General features: G+C 65.2%; 17 protein-coding genes. 14 read left to right on the top strand and 3 right to left on the bottom strand.

The genetic code is table 11. The features are described 5' to 3' along the window. Positions 1 to 176: 176 nt before the first annotated feature. Complete coding sequence (aspA, locus tag M2395_RS25700; RefSeq protein WP_041120431.1) at positions 177 to 1,601, top strand: aspartate ammonia-lyase; 1,425 nt, start codon at positions 177 to 179, stop codon at positions 1,599 to 1,601. Between the two features lie 378 nt (positions 1,602 to 1,979). On the opposite strand, the gene M2395_RS25705 is transcribed toward aspA, so the two are convergent. After that, positions 1,980 to 2,324, bottom strand: coding sequence for a type II toxin-antitoxin system RelE/ParE family toxin (locus M2395_RS25705; RefSeq protein WP_025131511.1), 345 nt, complete (start codon positions 2,322 to 2,324; stop codon positions 1,980 to 1,982). Positions 2,325 to 2,338: 14 nt separating this feature from the next. Beyond that, the gene (locus tag M2395_RS25710; protein ID WP_025131512.1) at positions 2,339 to 2,587 is read right to left on the bottom strand and encodes a prevent-host-death protein; all 249 of its coding nucleotides are present in this window, start codon (positions 2,585 to 2,587) and stop codon (positions 2,339 to 2,341) included. 608 nt (positions 2,588 to 3,195) lie between these two features. On the opposite strand from M2395_RS25710, the gene M2395_RS25715 reads away from it, so the two are divergent. The 12 genes from M2395_RS25715 to M2395_RS25770 all read left to right on the top strand — a co-directional run bounded on the left by M2395_RS25715 (position 3,196) and on the right by M2395_RS25770 (position 15,763). Next, complete coding sequence (locus M2395_RS25715) at positions 3,196 to 3,552, top strand: DUF6124 family protein (protein ID WP_123431125.1); 357 nt, start codon at positions 3,196 to 3,198, stop codon at positions 3,550 to 3,552. Positions 3,553 to 3,754: 202 nt separating this feature from the next. Continuing rightward, a complete protein-coding gene (locus M2395_RS25720) occupies positions 3,755 to 4,480 on the top strand; it encodes a hypothetical protein (RefSeq protein ID WP_072443427.1) in 726 nt (241 codons plus the stop codon). 93 nt (positions 4,481 to 4,573) lie between these two features. Beyond that, entirely contained in the window at positions 4,574 to 5,221 is a 648-nt protein-coding gene (locus tag M2395_RS25725; protein WP_123431126.1) for a YcxB family protein, read from the top strand. A 47-nt stretch (positions 5,222 to 5,268) separates the two neighbouring features. After that, positions 5,269 to 6,288: a beta-ketoacyl-ACP synthase 3 gene (locus M2395_RS25730; RefSeq protein WP_123431127.1), complete on the top strand. Its 1,020-nt coding sequence runs from the start codon at positions 5,269 to 5,271 to the stop codon at positions 6,286 to 6,288. Then, the gene (locus M2395_RS25735) at positions 6,288 to 7,295 is read left to right on the top strand and encodes an NAD(P)-dependent oxidoreductase (protein WP_072451887.1); all 1,008 of its coding nucleotides are present in this window, start codon (positions 6,288 to 6,290) and stop codon (positions 7,293 to 7,295) included. Before M2395_RS25730 ends, M2395_RS25735 begins: the two co-directional genes overlap by 1 nt. Further along, on the top strand, positions 7,292 to 8,146 hold the full coding sequence (locus M2395_RS25740; protein ID WP_123431128.1) for an MBL fold metallo-hydrolase: 855 nt from the start codon (positions 7,292 to 7,294) through the stop codon (positions 8,144 to 8,146). Before M2395_RS25735 ends, M2395_RS25740 begins: the two co-directional genes overlap by 4 nt. Beyond that, positions 8,136 to 9,494 (top strand): F390 synthetase-related protein, encoded by a 1,359-nt coding sequence (locus tag M2395_RS25745; protein ID WP_123431129.1) that lies wholly within the window; start codon positions 8,136 to 8,138, stop codon positions 9,492 to 9,494. Before M2395_RS25740 ends, M2395_RS25745 begins: the two co-directional genes overlap by 11 nt. Further along, complete coding sequence (locus tag M2395_RS25750; protein ID WP_123431130.1) at positions 9,482 to 10,636, top strand: ATP-grasp domain-containing protein; 1,155 nt, start codon at positions 9,482 to 9,484, stop codon at positions 10,634 to 10,636. The genes M2395_RS25745 and M2395_RS25750 overlap by 13 nt, the downstream gene beginning before the upstream one ends. After that, positions 10,633 to 11,772, top strand: coding sequence for a hypothetical protein (locus M2395_RS25755; RefSeq protein WP_123431131.1), 1,140 nt, complete (start codon positions 10,633 to 10,635; stop codon positions 11,770 to 11,772). Before M2395_RS25750 ends, M2395_RS25755 begins: the two co-directional genes overlap by 4 nt. After that, positions 11,769 to 12,785, top strand: a complete 1,017-nt coding sequence (locus M2395_RS25760; protein WP_123431132.1) for an aromatic ring-hydroxylating dioxygenase subunit alpha — start codon at positions 11,769 to 11,771, stop codon at positions 12,783 to 12,785. The genes M2395_RS25755 and M2395_RS25760 overlap by 4 nt, the downstream gene beginning before the upstream one ends. A gap of 432 nt (positions 12,786 to 13,217) precedes the next feature. Continuing rightward, positions 13,218 to 14,657: a sodium:alanine symporter family protein gene (locus M2395_RS25765; protein WP_011064304.1), complete on the top strand. Its 1,440-nt coding sequence runs from the start codon at positions 13,218 to 13,220 to the stop codon at positions 14,655 to 14,657. A 104-nt stretch (positions 14,658 to 14,761) separates the two neighbouring features. Continuing rightward, complete coding sequence (locus M2395_RS25770) at positions 14,762 to 15,763, top strand: asparaginase (RefSeq protein WP_015637517.1); 1,002 nt, start codon at positions 14,762 to 14,764, stop codon at positions 15,761 to 15,763. Positions 15,764 to 15,828: 65 nt separating this feature from the next. Here the strand turns inward: M2395_RS25770 and M2395_RS25775 are convergent, their stop codons facing one another. Continuing rightward, a complete protein-coding gene (locus tag M2395_RS25775) occupies positions 15,829 to 16,374 on the bottom strand; it encodes a hypothetical protein (RefSeq protein WP_041120452.1) in 546 nt (181 codons plus the stop codon). Between the two features lie 198 nt (positions 16,375 to 16,572). Here M2395_RS25775 and M2395_RS25780 point away from each other — a divergent pair, with 198 nt between their 5' ends. Next, entirely contained in the window at positions 16,573 to 17,565 is a 993-nt protein-coding gene (locus M2395_RS25780; protein WP_015637519.1) for an AraC family transcriptional regulator, read from the top strand. Positions 17,566 to 17,619 lie beyond the last annotated feature (54 nt).

The following is a 17,619-nucleotide window of genomic DNA, read 5'->3' on the forward strand; positions in this document are numbered from 1 at the left end:
CCTCCCGGACACGCACCATTTTAGGTCACACGCTCGCCGGCAACCCGGCGTCACACCGGTATTATGCCGAATATGCATAGCCCAGTGTTTAACAGCATTGGCCCAAAAAATCCCTTCGGCCTAGGATTCGCAGCGTTCCCGGCACAGACCGGGTCCCTACCGAGATGATCTCCGTCATGTCCTCCGCTGCATCTTTCCGCACAGAAAAAGACCTGCTTGGCGTACTCGAAGTACCGGCTCAAGCGTATTACGGCATCCAGACCCTGCGAGCGGTGAACAACTTCCGCCTCTCCGGCGTTCCGATTTCGCACTACCCAAAACTGGTCGTGGCCCTGGCAATGGTCAAGCAGGCAGCTGCTGACGCCAACCGCGAACTGGGTCATCTGAGCGAAGCCAAGCATGCAGCCATCAGCGAGGCCTGTGCCCGCCTGATCCGCGGCGACTTCCACGAAGAGTTCGTGGTGGACATGATTCAAGGCGGCGCTGGCACTTCGACCAACATGAATGCCAACGAAGTCATCGCCAACATCGCGCTGGAGGCCATGGGCCACAGCAAGGGCGAATACCAGTACCTGCACCCGAACAACGACGTGAACATGGCGCAGTCCACCAACGACGCCTACCCGACCGCGATCCGCCTGGGTCTGCTGCTGGGTCACGACGCGCTGCTGGCCAGCCTCGACAGCCTGATCCAGGCGTTCGCCGCCAAGGGCCAGGAATTCAGCCACGTCCTGAAGATGGGCCGTACCCAGCTGCAAGACGCCGTGCCGATGACCCTCGGCCAGGAATTCCACGCCTTCGCCACCACCCTGGGTGAAGACCTGGCTCGCCTGAAGACCCTGGCGCCGGAAGTGCTGACCGAAGTCAACCTGGGCGGCACCGCCATCGGCACCGGCATCAACGCCGACCCGCGCTACCAGCACCTGGCCGTACAACGCCTGGCCACCATCAGCGGCCAGCCGCTGGTACCGGCCGCCGACCTGATCGAAGCCACCTCCGACATGGGCGCCTTCGTGCTGTTCTCCGGCATGCTCAAGCGCACGGCGGTCAAGCTGTCGAAGATCTGCAACGACCTGCGCCTGCTGTCCAGCGGCCCACGCACCGGCATCAACGAAATCAACCTGCCAGCGCGTCAGCCCGGCAGCTCGATCATGCCCGGCAAGGTCAACCCGGTCATCCCGGAAGCGGTCAACCAAGTGGCGTTCCAGATCATCGGCAACGACCTGGCCCTGACCATCGCGGCCGAAGGCGGCCAGCTGCAACTGAACGTGATGGAGCCGCTGATCGCCTTCAAGATCTTCGACTCGATCCGCCTGCTGCAACGCGCCATGGACATGCTGCGCGAGCACTGCATCACCGGCATCACCGCCAACGAAACCCGTTGCCGTGAACTGGTGGAGCACTCCATCGGCCTGGTCACCGCGCTGAACCCGTACATCGGCTATGAAAACGCCACCCGTATCGCCCGCATCGCCCTGGAAAGTGGCCGTGGCGTACTGGAACTGGTGCGCGAAGAAGGCCTGCTGGACGACGCCATGCTCGACGACATCCTGCGTCCGGAAAACATGATTGCCCCGCGCCTGGTTCCGCTGAAAGCCTGACCGCCGCGCCCCCGAAACATGCAACACCGCTCACCAGGTTGAGGGACTAGACACCTCTCACCTTTTGAGGGCTTGGAGATACGTCTCCAGGCCCTTTTTTTTGGCTCCTCACAAAGTCCCGGAAACCCAGAAGCAAGACCGCCTATTTTTCAGCGCCGCCCCTTGATGGAGCGCCGTGATAGCGCGGAAGCTGTGCACATTTTCGTTTATGACAGACGCAGCGCTGCCCCTTCTCCCCCTTCATCTTTCGAAATGGCGAGCGGGATGGAGAGTGGCGAACGTGTGAATCCAATTTGAACGTATTGGCAAGACCCCCTCCCGGACCGAGTGCGGGTGACACGCCCCAACACCACAGCGGACGGCTCACACCCACAATCGTCAATCGGTATGCAGCAGACAGTAACGAATAAGTGCCTGCTCGACGCTTTGCTTATCCCGCAGCACCAGCCCAATCACGATCGCCTGATCCGCATCCACGATTTCGTAGAACACCCGGTATCCATCGGTGTTGAGCTCACGGTAATGCAAGATGCCCAGGTCGCTTGCTTGAGGGCTGACTGGGTAGCCTAGCGGGGCGGACAAGAGCTTGTCCTGAAGAGCGTCAATCACAGCTTCCAACCGCTCAAAGGCAGACTTAAGGTCGCTATAGTCGGCCAGATGCACAATCTGGTCTTCAATGCTTTGCTGTGCGGTTTCGGTGTAGCGGATTGTCAGTGTTGGCATCTACCCCACCTTTTTTATTTGTGGGCAAACCTCTTGCTTAAGCGGGCCTTCAGCTCATCAGTCGAACAATGCTTGCCTTGGGCGTACTCGCGCGAACTGACTGCGAGCAATTTCACCAACGCCACTGCCTCGTCGCGGCGCTTACGCTCAACGTAAGACTCGACAACGTAAACAGGCACACCGTTTTGCGTAACGACCATTGGCTCCTCTAACGGCAGATCGGAGGCATATCGTTTTAAAAAGCTGACCGTTTCAACTCGCATGAGTGAAACCTCCTACATTTGGCGACGTGCTCGCCGCCCTGCTACGAACTGATCCTGTGCGACTTCGCCGCTCAGGATGCCTAACGCTCACTATGCAAGATCGCAATCATCCTGCCGGCTTAAACCCTACACTATATTCAGCCCAAATATAGACCGATTATCGAATCTTGATTTCACTGAATATCACATCATTTTTCTGCTCCTATGATTGACCGGTGTGCCGTTTTTTTTCTGGAAAAAAGCTGCGATTTGTCAGGCGATGCCGCCCGGCATCGAAGCGGATTCGCTTTGTTTTGTAGGGCAAATCCGAGAGAATCCCCCACGCCTTTGAGCGCCTTGTACCCCTTCGAACGATCAGGCAGTCTCCCGGTGCCGCTGCCAAATCAGCGGCCCGGATGTGGAAGTCTGGGATAAAGGACGTGCAGTTGTCTCATTCGAACACCCTTGCCGATGCGGCTAGGGTGAACTCGATTTATGGCGGCTGTGCGTAGGGCACCCTCGGGTGCGCCGGTTCCTTTAGCCCGGTCTTCCACACCTGCGCACGGCTGCCACCCTCTCATGTGGAAGTGAGATCCGGCGGTTTCTTAAACGCTAAAGGAACCAGTCTCATGAAAAAGCTCGTCCCCGATCCACCCTTACCCACCGATCATCCGCGCCGCGACCCGGAGCTGGACCGCGCCAATGCCAACCTGCTGGCCGCCTTGCACGGCACCCGTCATCGCCCCTTCGGCCTGCGCGATGGCCGGGGCCACCCGCTGTTCGCCGTGCAACCCCAGGTGAATGCCGAAGACGCCCTGATGCACGTCTCCTTACTGCTCAAATGCGCCGAAGAGGTGTCCGATGAAATCACCGAACGGGCCAGCGGCATCGAACGCGGACTGATCTGGTCCATGGTGCATTCCGTGGAAATGGCCCGCGCCGTGGTGGACGCCCTGCTCGACGGCGCCCGCCCCGGCCCCGCCTAAAACACCACCCCGTAGGAGCTGGCTTGCCAGCGAAGAGGCCTGCCCTGCCTTCACCGAAATCCGGCCGACGCCTTCGCCGGCAAGCCGGCTCCTACAGGTCTTGCGAGCGTTATGGTCCCTTGTTTTAAACCAGCACAATCCATCGCCCGCAGTGGATAATCGCCTCTCTCAAACATCCGCCATCCCCGAGGCACCGCAGTCGATGGACCCGACGCACACCCAAGCTCTGCAACAGCTACGCAAGCTGATCCCCATCGGCCTGCGCCATGCCCAGGCCCTGCTCGCCCGCTGCGCCAATAATCCGCAGCAAGCCGCCGAGTTCTACAAAGCCGAGCTGTTGCAGGTGCTGGTAGACAAATCCGGCCTGCCCCCCGAGCAAGCACGAGAACACTTGCTCAACGCCGGTTACGACCTGAACTGCGCCCTGCACGCTATAGAAGAAGCGCGCTTCACCCTGACCCAGCGCATCCTGCGCAAGCATCACCGGGACAAAGGCCAGGCCCTGGACCTGATCGCTCAGGCCATCGAAACCGCCGAGCAACTGCCGCGTCAGTACTGGCTGGATTTCCAGCGACTGGAACAACTGCCCCCGGCGCTGCGCTGCTTCATGGTGCTCCACGAGTGGCTGGCCTTCGAGGACTGGGAGGGTTTCGACAGCGCCCTGCACTTTCACCTGCCCCAGGCCATCGCTCAGTTCAGGTACCTGCAACTGGACGCCCTGGCGCACACCCTGGAACAGGCCGATCAGCGCCAGCAACAGGTGCGGGCCGCCCATGCTGCAAGCGACAGCGCCACCGAGCTGGCGGCTCGGGTCAATCAGGACCCGCTCTTCAACCGTTGCCAGGACAGTTATCGCCAACATCGAGCCCAGCTCGACGAGCGTCTGTTGGAGTGGGTGGAACAGCATCTGCCAGCATTTCCCGCCTGAGCGGCACTGTCGCTGCTCACGCCACTCCTCGTCACACCCCAGAAGCCGGTAGACTGCCGCCCTCACCGAACACGGACCTCGGATTCAGCCCCCATGGAATTGCACTACCGCATCACCCCCGCCCACACCGAAGCCTGGATTGCCGAACCGCTGAAGCAGGAATTGCTCAAGGATGATCAGCAGCATGTCCAAGCCATGACCACATTTGCCCGGTGGCAAAGCCGCTTGATCGGTCCCGTGATGTTCACCCTGTGTCTGATCGGCGGCTGCCTGTCGATCTATTTCCCCGAGCGAACCTTCACCCCGGAGAAGGTCATCGCCATGGTGGCGTTCGCCTTGATCTTCATCCCCCTGTGGTGGCGCTTTTCCGGACGCTGGATCAAGCACCTGCAAGCCCGGATTGCCGCCACCCCAATCAAGCCCCAAGCGCCGCTGCGCGGGTTGAGTCAGCGCCTGATCGAAACCCGGTTGCGGGCCGTCGAAGGCACCTATTGCCTGAACTTCGACGACCAGGGCTTCACCCTGCTCAACACCCGTGGAGGTCAGAGCAGCCTGGCCTGGAAGCAGATCGCAAGCGTGCAGGAAATTCCCGACTTCTACCTCGTGGCGGACGCCGATATGGAGCGTCAAGGCGTGGCCTGCTTCATCGCCAAACACACTGACCTGATGCCCACCGAGGCCTACCAGCAGGGGCTGCAAGCCTTCCTGAGCCAATGCCCGGCGGCACTGCCAGCGCACTAACCGCCTCTCTCAACGCCAGCCCCGACGCCCACACACACGGAATTTGCATGCACACATCAGCGTCCTCCCCCCGCCCGGCCCGCGCCCTGGCCATCCTCGGCACCGGCCACGCCCTGCCGCAGCGGGTGGTCACCAGTGCCGAGCTGGACCGCCAGCTCGGCCTGGAAACCGGCAGCGTGGCGCGCATCAGCGGAGTGCAGCAGCGCCACGTCGCCGATCCTGCGGACACCGCCGCCAGCCTCGGCGCCAGCGCCGCGCGCCAGGCCCTGCAAGCGGCGGGCCTGGCGCTGGATCAGTTGGACCTGATCGTCTGCGCCAGCGGCACCATGGACCAGGGCATGCCCTGCAACGCCGCGCTGCTGCAACGGGAGCTGGGCCTGGGCCAGTCAGGCATTGCGGCCATGGACATCAACGCCAGTTGCCTGGGCTTTATTGCCGCCCTGGACACCCTGTCCTGGCCGATCCAGGCCGGGCATTACCGGCGCGTGCTGCTGGTGTGCGCCGACATCGCCTCCTGCGGCCTGGACTGGCAGCAGGTGGAAGTCTGCGGCATCTTCGGCGACGGCGCGGCAGCGGTGGTGCTGGAAGCGGGCGACGGCGGCCCGAAGATCCTCGCCTCGCGCCTCAGGACCTACGCCGAAGGCGCCGCGCTGTGCCAGATCCCAGCCGGCGGTTCGCGCTTTCATCCGCGGCGCATCCAGGTGCCGTTCGAGCCCCTGACCAGTTTCACCATGCAGGGCAAAGGCGTGTTCCGCCTCGCGGCCAAGCACCTGCCCGAACTGATGGACGATTTGCTGCAGCAAGCCGCACTGTCCCTTGCGCAGATCGACTGGATCATCCCCCATCAAGCCAGCCAACAGGCCATGCAGCATGCGGCCAAACGCCTGAGCCTGGGGCCGGAGAAAGTCATCGATATCTTTGCCCGGCATGGCAATCAGGTGGCGGCGTCACTGCCCACCGCTCTGGACATCGCGGTGCGCGACGGGCGCATTCAACGCGGACAAACCCTGATGCTGATCGGCACCGGCGCGGGCCTGTCCCTCGGCGGCATGATCCTGGAGTACTGATGAAGATCCTGGTCACCGGCGGTACCGGTTTTATCGGACGGCATCTGGTCTGGAAGCTGGCCGCCGAAGGCTGCGAGGTGCAGTTCAGCGGGCGCAACCCCGAGGCGGCGGCGCAAGTCATTGCCCACAGCCCGGCGCCCGTGCGCTGGCTGCCCCTGGAGCACGGCAGCCCGCTGGCCAAACGCCTGCTGGCCGATGCCAGCCGCGAGCATGACGCCATCGTGCATTGCGCCGCCTTGTCTTCACCCTGGGGTTCGCCCCAAGCGTTTGCCCGGGCCAACCTCGACTCCACCGCCGAGGTGATCCACGCCTGCGGCAAGAACCGCATCCCGCGGCTGGTGCATATCTCCACCCCCAGCCTGTATTTCAACTTCAGTGATCGCCTGGGCATCCGCGAAGACCAGCCGCTGCCACCACCGGTGAATGACTACGCCCGCAGCAAGGCCCAGGCCGAAACCCTGCTGGCAGACGCCAAGCTGCCCGAATGCGTGATCCTGCGCCCCCGGGCGGTGTTCGGCCCCTGGGACGCAACCCTGATGCCGCGCCTGCTGCGGGTGATGCAACGGGGGGCGATTCCGCTGATGCGCGGCGGCCAGGCACAGCTGGACCTGACCTGCGTCGACAATCTGGTGCACGCGGTGTGGCTGGCCCTGACCCGGCCCCTGCCGCGCCCGCTGTGCGTCTACAACCTGAGCAACGGCACACCCCTGGCCTTCAAGGACCTGCTGCAACAGATGGCCGAGCACTTCCGCCTGCCCCTGCGCACCCGTCGCCTGCCCTGGCCCCTGGTGCATGGCGTGGCGCGCCTGCTGGAGCTCAAGGCACGGCTGGGCAACGGCGCCGAACCCTTGATCACCCGCTACGGCGCAGGCGTCCTGGCCTTCAGTCAGACCCTGGACATCAGCGCCATCCAGCGCGAGCTGGGCTATCGCCCGGTGATCAGCCAGGACCAGGGCATCGCCCAGCACGCCCAATGGTGGCTGGCCCAACAGAGACAAAAACCATGAGCCGCAGCGTGAGCTTGAAGATCCTCCGGGCCGGCTGGTGCCAGCACCTGGAATGCATGGCCGACCGTGGCGGGCGCCTGGCGCCGGTGCAATTTCCGGCACTGTGCGGGCTGATCCAGCACCCGGACCACGGCTGGATTTTGTACGACACCGGCTACGCCGAACACTTCTTCCAGGCCACCCGGGCCCTGCCCGAGCGCCTGTACCGCAGCGCAGTGCCGGTGCAGTTGCCGGTGGTCGAGCAGTTGGGCGCGCAGTTGCATGAGCTGGGCATCGGCCCGGGGGATATCCGCCATGTGATCATTTCCCACTTTCACGCCGACCATGTCGCCGGGCTGCGGGACTTTGCCAACGCGCGTTTCATCGCCCTGGAAGCCGATTACCGGCATATCGACAGCCTGCGCGGTCAGCGTTGGCGCGCCACCCTCGGCGGCCATCTGCCGGGCTTGCTGCCGGACGACTTCAGCGCCCGCCTGCGCCTGGCCGAAGCCAGCCCCAGCTGTGCGCTGCCAAGCTGGATGGCGCCCTTCGAGCAGGGCCTGGACCTGTTCGGCGATGGCAGCCTGATCGGCGTGCCGTTGCCCGGGCACAGCGAAGGCCAGCTGGGTCTGTTCATCCCCGATGCCCAGGGCCGGCCGGTGTTCCTGGTGGCCGACGCCTGCTGGTCGGTGCCGGCCTGCCGCGCCGAACGCCTGCCCGCTGCACCGGCACTGTGGTTTGCCAGCGCCGACCGTCAGCAGTACGTGCGCACCTACCACGGCCTGGGCCAGTTGATCCGCCGCGAACCGGCGGTGGCGGTGCTGCCGTCCCATTGCACCCAGGCCTGGGAGGCGTTCGCCCATGAACAGTGAGCGTCTTGTGGGCACCCTGCGCAGCATCGGCGCCTTCGTGTTCAGCCGCTACGCCCTGCGCTTTCGCCGTCGCGAGCGGCTGGAAGCCTGGCAGGCCCGGCGCCTGCGGCACTTCATGGCCCGGGTCATGCCCCGTGGCCAGCGCTTCAAGGGGCTGACCCACGACGACCTGCACCGCCTGCCGATCATGGACAAGGCAGCGCTGATGAGCGACTTCGCCGGCTTCAACACCCGCGCCCTGAGCCTGGAACAAGTGTTGCCGGTGGCCCTGCAGGCGGAACGTTCCCGGGACTTCAGCCCGACCCTGGGGGACATCACCGTGGGCCTGTCCAGCGGCACCTCGGGGGCCCAGGGGGTGTTCCTGGTCAGCAGTGTGGAACGCCAACGCTGGGCCGGCATCCTGCTGGCGCGCACCCTGCCCCGGGCGCTGCTGCCCCGGCTGCTGTGCCCCTGGCTGGCGCCGCTGCGGATCGCCTTCTTCCTGCGGGCCAATAGCCGCCTGTACACCACCCTCGCCAGCCGCCGCATCGACTTCGCCTTTCATGACCTGACCCTAGGCCTGACCGCCTCCCTGCAACGCCTCAACCAGCAGCATCCGGACGTGCTGGTGGCCCCGGCCACGGTGCTGCGGGGGCTGGCCCAGGCGGCCCTGGCCGGGCAGCTGACGATCCGCCCACGGCACATCCTGTCGGTGGCTGAAGTGCTGGAAAGCACCGACGCCGAGCTGGTCCAGCAAGCCTTCGGGCGCAAGCCGCAGCAGATCTATCAGGCCAGTGAAGGTTTTCTCGGCTACACCTGCGAGGCTGGCACCCTGCACCTGAATGAAAGCCACCTGCACATCGAGCCGCAATGGCTGGACCCTGAGCGCACGCGCTTCCAGCCGATCATCACCGACTTTTCCCGGCGTACGCAGCTGATCGTGCGTTATCGCCTCAACGACATCCTGCGGGTGGCCAGCGCGCCCTGCCCCTGTGGCCGTGCGGAGCGGGCCATCGCCGCCGTGGAAGGCCGCGCCGACGAGATCCTCTGGCTGCCCCGGCTCGACGGCCAGCAGCTGGCACCGCTCTACCCTGACGTATTGCGCCGGGCCCTGCTGATGCTGGGGGCGGAACTGGAGGAATACCAGATTCACCAGCGCGGGCTGCTCTGGCAGGCCAACCTGCGTACCTCGGGCGACTACCACGGGCTGTGCCAGCGCTTGAGCGAAGCCCTCGCCGAACTCTGCGCGCAACAAGGGCTGCAGGCGCCGCAGCTGAGCTTCGGCCACTGGCAGGCACCGCCGCCACAAGCGAAAAGACGCCGTCTGCTGATGCTGCAACTACCCGAGGGACTGCCATGCGTATATTGATTCTCGGCGCCCGGGCCCCGGCCTGCCTGGAGTGGGCCCGGGCCTTTAGCCAAGCCGGCTGGACGGTGACCGTGGCCGACTCCCTGGCCCAACCCCTGAGCCGCTTCAGCCGCGCCGCCGAGCACTTCGTGCGCCTGCCGGAGCCGCGCCACGACCCGGATGCCTGGATCGAAGCCCTGGCCGGGGTCATCCGCCAACAGGCCATCGACCTGCTGCTGCCCACCTGCGAAGAGGTGTTCTACCTGGCCCACGGCCTGGAGCGCCTGCGGCCTTTGTGTCGGGTGTTCACCAGCGACTTCGAGCTGCTGCACCGCCTGCATCACAAGGGCGATTTTGCTGCCATGACCCAGGGCTGGGACGTGGCCGCGCCGCCGACCCGGGCGCTGTATGACCTGGCTGCGGTGCAGGCGCTGGCGGCGGAGCACGATGCCCTGGTGTTCAAGCCGGCCTATTCGCGCTTCGCCTCCCAGACCCTGATCCGCCCGAGCCCGGCGCAACTGGCAAAAGTCCGGCCCAGCGCCGAGGCGCCCTGGGTGGCCCAGCAGTTTGTCCCCGGCCAGGAGTACTGCAGCTTCAGCGTGCTGGTGGACGGCCAGTTGCGCGCCCACAGCAGCTATCAGCCGCGCTACCGGGTCGGGCGCGGCTCGGGGATCTACTTCCACAGCTGTGCCCCGGCGCCAATCCGTGCGTTTCTGGAACAGTTCGGCCGGGCCACCGGCTACACCGGGCAAGTGGGTTTTGACTTTATCGAGGACCGCCAGGGCCGCTTCCATGTCCTGGAGTGCAACCCCAGGGCCACCAGCGGCGTGCACCTGTTCGACGACCAGCGCGTGCAGTTGGTAGCGGCGCTGGGCAACGAAGCCGACGCAGCGCTGGAGGCGACTCTGGAACCACGGATGATCGCCCTGGCCATGCTGCTTCTGGTGGCGCCGCAACGGGCCTTGAGCCGCACGTTCTGGCACGACTACCAACAAGCCCGGGACGTGATCGTCCAGGACGGCGATCGCGGTCCACTGACCGCCCAGTTGCTGAGCCTGAGCGAGATCATCGGCCGCGCCCTGACCCGCCGCTGCGGGCTGCTGGCCGCCTCCACCGCCGATATCGAATGGAACGGCCAGCCTCTGGGGGCACAGCGCCAATGAGACTGCTGCTGCCCGAGCAACTGGCCCTTGAGCCCCCGAGCGCCGGCGACAGCCACGCCCGGCAGTACGTGCGCACCTGCGCCGGCGGCGCGCTGATCGGCAACGTCAGCACCGCCCTGGCCCTGCTGGACACCGGCCATCAGCAGTTCCCGGTGAGCATCAACCACGGCCACGACCCTGTGGATAACTGTTACGTGGTCTCGCCGCAAACCGCCTACAGCGGCTATGCCCGGGAAGAACTGCAGCGCCTGAAACGGCCCTGGCTGGCCTGGCCCTTGAAGCTGCTGACCCAGGGCGTGGACCGGCTACTGAGCGCGGCCAAGGTCGACCGCCTGGTGCAGGTCAATAACTGGCTGCTGTCGACCAACCTCTACCCCGCCGATTGGGATGGTTCGGATTTGCCGGCGATCACCGAACTGCTGCGCCGGGAGTTTCCCGACCACGGCTTTGGCTTTCGCTCGCTCAACGACTTCAGCAACCTCGAACTGCGCAAGCGCCTGCAAGCCCTGGGCTACCTGGCGATTCCCAGCCGTCAGGTGTACCTGTTCGACGGCCGCGAGGGCGAAAATTCAGCCTTCCTGCGCCACCACAACACTCGCCTGGATGCCACCCTGCTGCGCCGCAGCCCGTATACGGTGGTGCCCGGCAGCGAGCTGAACGAGGCCGACTTCCAGCGCATCGAACAGCTGTACAACCTGCTGTACCTGGACAAATACAGCCGCCTCAACCCCCACTACAGCGCCCACTGGCTGCAACGCGGGCAGGCCGAAGGCTGGCTGGATGTGCGCGCCCTGCGCAACGCCGAAGGGCGCATTGACGGCGCCCTGGGCTGGTTCGCCAACAGCGCGCTGATCAGCACCCCCATCGTCGGCTATGACACCGCCCTGCCCCAGCGCGCCGGCCTGTACCGGCAACTGACCAGGCTGTGCCTGCAAGAAGCGGTGAACCGTCGTCAGGTGCTCAACTTCAGCTCCGGCGCGGCCGCCTTCAAGCGCCTGCGCGGCGGCCAGCCCGAAATCGAATACAGCCTGATCCACGTCGCCCACCTGCCCTGGTCGCGGCGCCTGGTGTGGCAACTGATGGGCCTGCTGCTGCAACGGATCGGCGTACCGCTGATGAGGAAGCTCAAATTGTGAACAGTCACTCGGGCTGGTGGCCCGTCACCCTGAGCCGGCAGCTGCAACGCCAACCCCTGGCCTGCACCCTGCACGGCGTGCCGCTGGTGCTGTTTCGCGACGCCGACGGCGCCGCCGCGGTGCTGCCGGACCGTTGCCCTCACCGCTTCGCGCCCCTGAGCGCCGGCCGGGTGCGCGACGGGCAGCTCCAGTGCCCCTACCACGGCTGGCGCTTCGACCCCCAGGGCCGTTGCACTCAGCTGCCCGGCCAGGAGCAGCAGCGGTGCAGCCAGCCCTTGTTGCAGCCGCTGCACAGCTGCGAAGCCCAGGGGCTGGTGTGGGCCAGCCTCGCCAGCGAGCGGCCGAATGCCCCGCCGGTGGCCGCCGCCGAGCAGGCCCAGGCCCTGGATGTGTTCTGGATCAGCGACCGGGTGCAGTGCAGCTTGCAGGACGCCGCGGAGAACTTCCTCGACGGCTTCCACACCCATTTCGTGCACGCCGGATGGATTCGCCACGACCGCCAGCGCCAGCGGATTCGTGCCTGGGTGCATCAGCTCGAAGACGGGGTTGAAGCGCAGTACAGCGAAGAAGGCACCCAATCCGGGCTGATATCCCGGCTGTTCGAAGGCGAACGCGGCCTCAGCATGGGGCGCTTTCGCCTGCCGGGGCTGGCGGAAATCGAATACCGCGACCGTCAGGGCCGGCTCAACCTGCTGGTCAGCGCCTGGCTGACCCCAACCGCCGAGAGCGAACTGCGCCTGTTCGCCCGCATCGCCACGGCCCGCGGCCGCTTGCCGGGCTGGCTCAAGCGCGCTGTGCTGCAACCCTTGTTCAAGGTGATCCTCAAACAGGACCGGCAGATCCTGGAAAAAGTCAGCGCCAACCAGCAGCGCTTTGCCCAGGTGCCGCTACGCTGGCACCGGCCCACCCCTCTGGACAGCTCGCTGGATCTGCTCGGGCCGTGGATTCGCCAGTTGCTGGAGCAAGGTGAAATGCACGACTTCCAAGAACGCCGAGAGGAATTCTGGCTGTAATCCCGTAGGAGCCGGCTTGCCGGCGAACAGGCCCTCAAGACCGGCGCCGCTCAAACGGGCCCCTTCGCTGGCAAGCCGGCTCCTACGGCTTAGCAGCGATATCAAAGGGATGATGCGGGCCTCTGTTCGCGGGGTTTTGCGGGGCGTGACAAGAACCGATTCAGCCTCCCGTCCAGCCTGCCGTTCCTCGGCTCGACGCGCTACATGCAGACGGCGAGCCCGCGCACCGGTATAGTGCGCCCCCTCTTCACGTGGGCAGCCGTCGGTAACGAGGCTCAAACCCATGGGAAACCCGAACTAATAACAACCCGCGAATAGAGAACCGGGACGAACAATCGCCCCACCGCTTTGCCGTGCGTGCAGTCAGCGGTGTAACAGAATGTTTCCGTCTGCTCTGCTTTTGCCTACACAAAAAACAGCGAGGAATAATCCATGCTCGAAGTCATCAACGACTTCCTCTCAGGGAAAGTGCTGATCGTGCTCATTGTCGGGCTCGGCAGCTACTTCACGATCCGCTCGCGTTTCGTTCAATTGCGCCACTTCCTCCACATGTTCGCGGTGTTCCGCGACAGCCTGAAAAGCAGCGGCGGCCAGCTCAGCTCGTTCCAGGCGCTGATGCTCAGCCTCGCCGGCCGGGTCGGCGCGGGCAACATTGCAGGCGTCGGCATCGCCGTGACCCTGGGTGGCCCGGGCGCGGTGTTCTGGATGTGGGTGACCGCGCTGGTCGGCATGTCCAGCAGCTTCTTCGAATGCACCCTGGCCCAGGTCTACAAGCGCGCCGACGGCGACGGCCTGTACCGCGGCGGCCCGGCCTACTACATCGAGCACGGCCTGAAGCGCAAAGGCATGGCGGTGGTGTTCTCCATCCTGCTGCTGGTCACCTACGGCTTCGCCTTCATCGGCCTACAGTCCTACACCGTGACGCACTCGCTGCAGGATGCCTTTGCCTTCGACCCAAGCCACACCGGCATCGTCCTGGCGGTGCTGCTGGCCATTACCTTCATCGGCGGCATCAAGCGCATCGCCGCAGTGTCCGACCTGCTGGTCCCGATCAAGACCCTGGCCTACATCGCCGTGACCCTGTACGTGATCGGCACCCAGATCGAACAAGTGCCGGCCATGCTGGAGACCATCATCAAGAGCGCCTTCGGCCTCGACCCGGCCTTCGGCGGCCTGCTCGGCAGCGCCATCGTCATGGGCGTGAAGCGTGGCGTGTTCGCCAACGAAGCGGGCCTGGGCAGTGCGCCCAACGTCGCCGCCGTGGCCGCCGTGAAGCACCCGGGCGCCCAGGGCGTGGTCCAGGCCTTCAGCGTGTTCCTCGACACCTTCGTGATCTGCACCTGCACCGCGCTGCTGATCCTGCTGTCGGGCTTCTACACCCCGGGCTTCGAAGGCGACGGCATCGTCCTGACCCAGAACTCGCTGGCCGCCGTGGTCGGTGACTGGGGTCGCCTGTTCGTCAGCGTCGCACTGTCGCTGTTCGTCTTCACCTGCATCCTCTACAACTACTACCTGGGCGAGAACAGCCTGCAGTTCCTCACCCGCAACCGCACCGTGCTGATGCTGTTCCGCGGCCTGGTGCTGGCGCTGGTGGTATGGGGTTCGATGCAGGACCTTTCGACCGTGTTCGCCTTCGCCGACATCACCATGACCTGCCTGGCCTTCGTCAACCTGGTGGCCCTGGCCATGCTGTTCAAGGTCGGCCTGCGCGTGATGCGCGACTACGACGAGCAGCGCCGCGCCGGCGTCGCCCAGCCGGTGTTCGACTCGCGCAAGTTCGCCGATCTGGACCTGGACCTGAAGGCCTGGCCCGCCGAACCTTCGGCCACCGCCGAGGCCGAGCCGCAAGGCGTGCCCGCAGCGCAACGCTGACGGGTGAACGACGGGCGCATCCTCTGCACCCGTCGGTTACAGTGCGATAAATGTGCGAGCGGGCTTGCCCGCTCCCACAGGTACTCACCGTTTCGGAGAATCCCATGACCCCTTCGACCTACCCTGGCGCCCAGCACGTCATGGTGCTCTACACCGGCGGCACCATCGGCATGCAGGCCAGCGCCGACGGCCTGGCCCCGGCCTCGGGTTTCGACGTGCGCATGCGCGCCTACCTCGACAGCCAGCCCGGGCTGGTGCTGCCGGCCTGGCGCTTTCGCGAGATGGCGCCGCTGATCGACAGCGCCAACATGACCCCCGACTACTGGCAGCGCCTGCGTGAAGCGGTGGTCGAAGCCGTGGACCAGGGCTGCGACAGCGTGCTGATCCTCCATGGCACCGATACCCTGGCCTACAGCGCCGCCGCCATGAGCTTCCAGTTGCTGGGCCTGCCGGCGCCCGTGGTGTTCACCGGCTCGATGCTGCCAGCGGGTGTGCCCGACAGCGATGCCTGGGAAAACCTCAGCGGCGCCCTGTCGGCCCTGGGCCAGGGCCTGGCCCCGGGGGTGCACCTGTACTTCCACGGCGAGCTGCTGGCACCGACCCGCTGCGCGAAAATCCGCAGCTTCGGCCGTCACCCGTTCGCCGCCCTGAAGCGCAATGGCGGCGGCGCCAGGGCCGAGGCGATTCCCGCCGGGCTGGATTACCGCCAAGCCAGGCAACTGGCCAAGGTCGGCGTACTGCCGCTGTTCCCCGGCATCGGCGCCGAGCTGCTGGACGGCGTGCTCGACAGCGGCATCCAGGCCCTGGTCCTGGAATGCTTCGGCAGCGGCACCGGTCCTAGCGACAACCCGGCGTTCCTGGCCAGTCTCAAGCGCGCACAGGAGCAAGGCATCGTGGTGGTGGCGGTGACCCAGTGCCATGAAGGCGGTGTGGAGCTGGACATCTACGAAGCCGGCAGCCGCCTGCGCGGCGTGGGCGTGCTGTCCGGTGGCGGCATGACCCGCGAAGCGGCGTTCGGCAAGCTCAATGCGCTGCTCGGTGCCGGGCTGGAAAGCGCCGAAGTGCGGCGCCTGGTGGAACTCGATCTGTGTGGCGAGTTGAGCTGAAGCTCGGGAGCCGGTAGCTACTGCAGTAGCCGCCGGCTCGACGACAAACAGCGGGGGCTGTCAGGTTACTTCTTGACCGAATAATCCTGGCCCCAGACCCGCACCGAACTCGAGCTCTCGATCGGCCCTTCAAACACGAACTTCTGCCGCACTGCCGCCTTGGCCGGGATGGTGACTTCGTCCGGGTTGTCGAGGCTGACAGTCAGATTGTTGGCGTAACCGTCCTGGTCAATCGCCAGCAGGGCGCCGGTCTGCTTGAGGTTGATCAGTCGCAACTGGCTGTCGCTGCTGTTCTTGAAGCCCAGGGTAACGTTGAAGCTGTCGCCGACGGCTTCAGTCTTCAACACCTGAACGTCGACGCGGCCTTTCATTTGCTCGCGAGAGGAAATGATCGAGGCACCGTCGACGCCTTGCGCCGATTGGCGACCGTCGAGCACACCTTCGCTGACGCCGCCCAAGAGGTTCTTGCCTGCCGAGATGGCTGACGAGACGGCTGACTTGGCAGAGTCCTTGATGGTGCTTTCGCTGCCTGGCTCAGCCTCGGCCAGGCACAGCGAACTCAGGAGCAAGCCGGACACCAGAAGCAGGGAACGCGCAGGAATGAGGGTCATACATAGTCCTTTATCGGGGTTGCTGCACCGCCACCTCAGGCGGTGAATGGCAGGCAGGTTGCACCAATCAATGCGCCAAGTCACTAGCCACACAACGCCGGGAATGCCGCATGTCGCTGGCCGGCAAACCGCAGGCCTGATCGCGGGCGGCATGCAACTTGCTCCGGTTAAGGGTCTTTCCCAGGCTGGAATCTGCGCATGCTGCACTCGCACCTCACCACCCTCAATGCGGTTTCCCTGATCCTCAACACCTTCAAGGACCAGGGCCAGGCCGGCGGCGCGCTGTTGGCCGGCAGCGGTATAAACCCCGCCGACCTGAGCCGCGCCGACACTCGCATCACCACCAACCAGGAAATGCTGGTGTGCGCCAACGCCGTGGCCTTGCAACGGGACATCGGCCTGGAACTGGGCCGGCGCATGCACGTTTCCTCCTACGGCATGCTCGGCTATGCCCTGCTCACCAGTGCCACCTTAGGTGACGCTTTGCGCCTGGCGCTGCGCTATCCGGCGCTGATGGGAACACTTTTCGAACTGAGCCTGGAAACCGACGGTTCGCGCATCTGGCTGACCGCCGCCGACTACCGCGAAAGCCCGGCCCTGGCCGCGTTCAATACCGAGTTCTGCCTGGTGTCGCTGAAGGTCATCTGCGACGACCTGCTGGGCCACGCCCTGCCGCTACTGGGCGCGCGCTTCGACTACCCGGCCCCGGACTATCAGCAACGCTACCGCGAACCTTTCGACTGCCCGCTGCAATTCAACGCCAGCAGCAACGCCTTCGCCTTCGACCAGCGCTGGCTGGACCAGCCCCTGCCCCTGGCGGACGTGATCACCCACCAGGCCATGGCCGAACGCTGCCGCAAGCAGAACACCGAGTTCACCGGGCGCCAGGCCTGGCTGGGGCGCATCCGCCAGTTGCTGGCGGCGCAGCTGGACGCCGCACCGGGCCTGGAAGGGCTGGCGGAACAGATGAACTGCTCGGCCCGGACCCTGCGCCGCCACCTGCGGGACCTGGGGTGCAGCTATCAGGAACTGCTGGACGAGCTGCGCTTCGAGCGCGCCAAGCAGATGCTCTGCGAAGACCAGATGCCCATCTACCGCATCGCCGAGGCCCTGGGCTTCAGCGAAACCGCGAGCTTTCGCCATGCTTTCATCCGCTGGAGCGGCGTGGCGCCGAGCCAGTTCCGGCCCTGACAAAAACCCCGGCACAACGCTGGCGATTGCATTACATTGCCGACCTTTCTACCG

The organism is Pseudomonas sp. BIGb0176 (assembly GCF_024810175.1).
Classification (GTDB): domain Bacteria; phylum Pseudomonadota; class Gammaproteobacteria; order Pseudomonadales; family Pseudomonadaceae; genus Aquipseudomonas; species Aquipseudomonas protegens.

Excerpts from the sequence above, each read along its gene's own strand:
- M2395_RS25735 (WP_072451887.1), top strand. The coding sequence starts at position 6,288 with ATGAAGATCCTGGTCACCGGCGGTACCGGTTTTATCGGACGGCATCTG.
- M2395_RS25755 (WP_123431131.1), top strand. The coding sequence starts at position 10,633 with ATGAGACTGCTGCTGCCCGAGCAACTGGCCCTTGAGCCCCCGAGCGCC.
- M2395_RS25720 (WP_072443427.1), top strand. The coding sequence starts at position 3,755 with ATGGACCCGACGCACACCCAAGCTCTGCAACAGCTACGCAAGCTGATC.
- M2395_RS25725 (WP_123431126.1), top strand. The coding sequence starts at position 4,574 with ATGGAATTGCACTACCGCATCACCCCCGCCCACACCGAAGCCTGGATT.
- M2395_RS25730 (WP_123431127.1), top strand. The coding sequence starts at position 5,269 with ATGCACACATCAGCGTCCTCCCCCCGCCCGGCCCGCGCCCTGGCCATC.
- M2395_RS25745 (WP_123431129.1), top strand. The coding sequence starts at position 8,136 with ATGAACAGTGAGCGTCTTGTGGGCACCCTGCGCAGCATCGGCGCCTTC.
- M2395_RS25705 (WP_025131511.1), bottom strand. The coding sequence starts at position 2,324 with ATGCCAACACTGACAATCCGCTACACCGAAACCGCACAGCAAAGCATT.
- M2395_RS25765 (WP_011064304.1), top strand. The coding sequence starts at position 13,218 with ATGCTCGAAGTCATCAACGACTTCCTCTCAGGGAAAGTGCTGATCGTG.
- M2395_RS25715 (WP_123431125.1), top strand. The coding sequence starts at position 3,196 with ATGAAAAAGCTCGTCCCCGATCCACCCTTACCCACCGATCATCCGCGC.
- M2395_RS25775 (WP_041120452.1), bottom strand. The coding sequence starts at position 16,374 with ATGACCCTCATTCCTGCGCGTTCCCTGCTTCTGGTGTCCGGCTTGCTC.
- M2395_RS25770 (WP_015637517.1), top strand. The coding sequence starts at position 14,762 with ATGACCCCTTCGACCTACCCTGGCGCCCAGCACGTCATGGTGCTCTAC.
- M2395_RS25780 (WP_015637519.1), top strand. The coding sequence starts at position 16,573 with ATGCTGCACTCGCACCTCACCACCCTCAATGCGGTTTCCCTGATCCTC.
- M2395_RS25750 (WP_123431130.1), top strand. The coding sequence starts at position 9,482 with ATGCGTATATTGATTCTCGGCGCCCGGGCCCCGGCCTGCCTGGAGTGG.
- aspA (WP_041120431.1), top strand. The coding sequence starts at position 177 with ATGTCCTCCGCTGCATCTTTCCGCACAGAAAAAGACCTGCTTGGCGTA.
- M2395_RS25740 (WP_123431128.1), top strand. The coding sequence starts at position 7,292 with ATGAGCCGCAGCGTGAGCTTGAAGATCCTCCGGGCCGGCTGGTGCCAG.
- M2395_RS25710 (WP_025131512.1), bottom strand. The coding sequence starts at position 2,587 with ATGCGAGTTGAAACGGTCAGCTTTTTAAAACGATATGCCTCCGATCTG.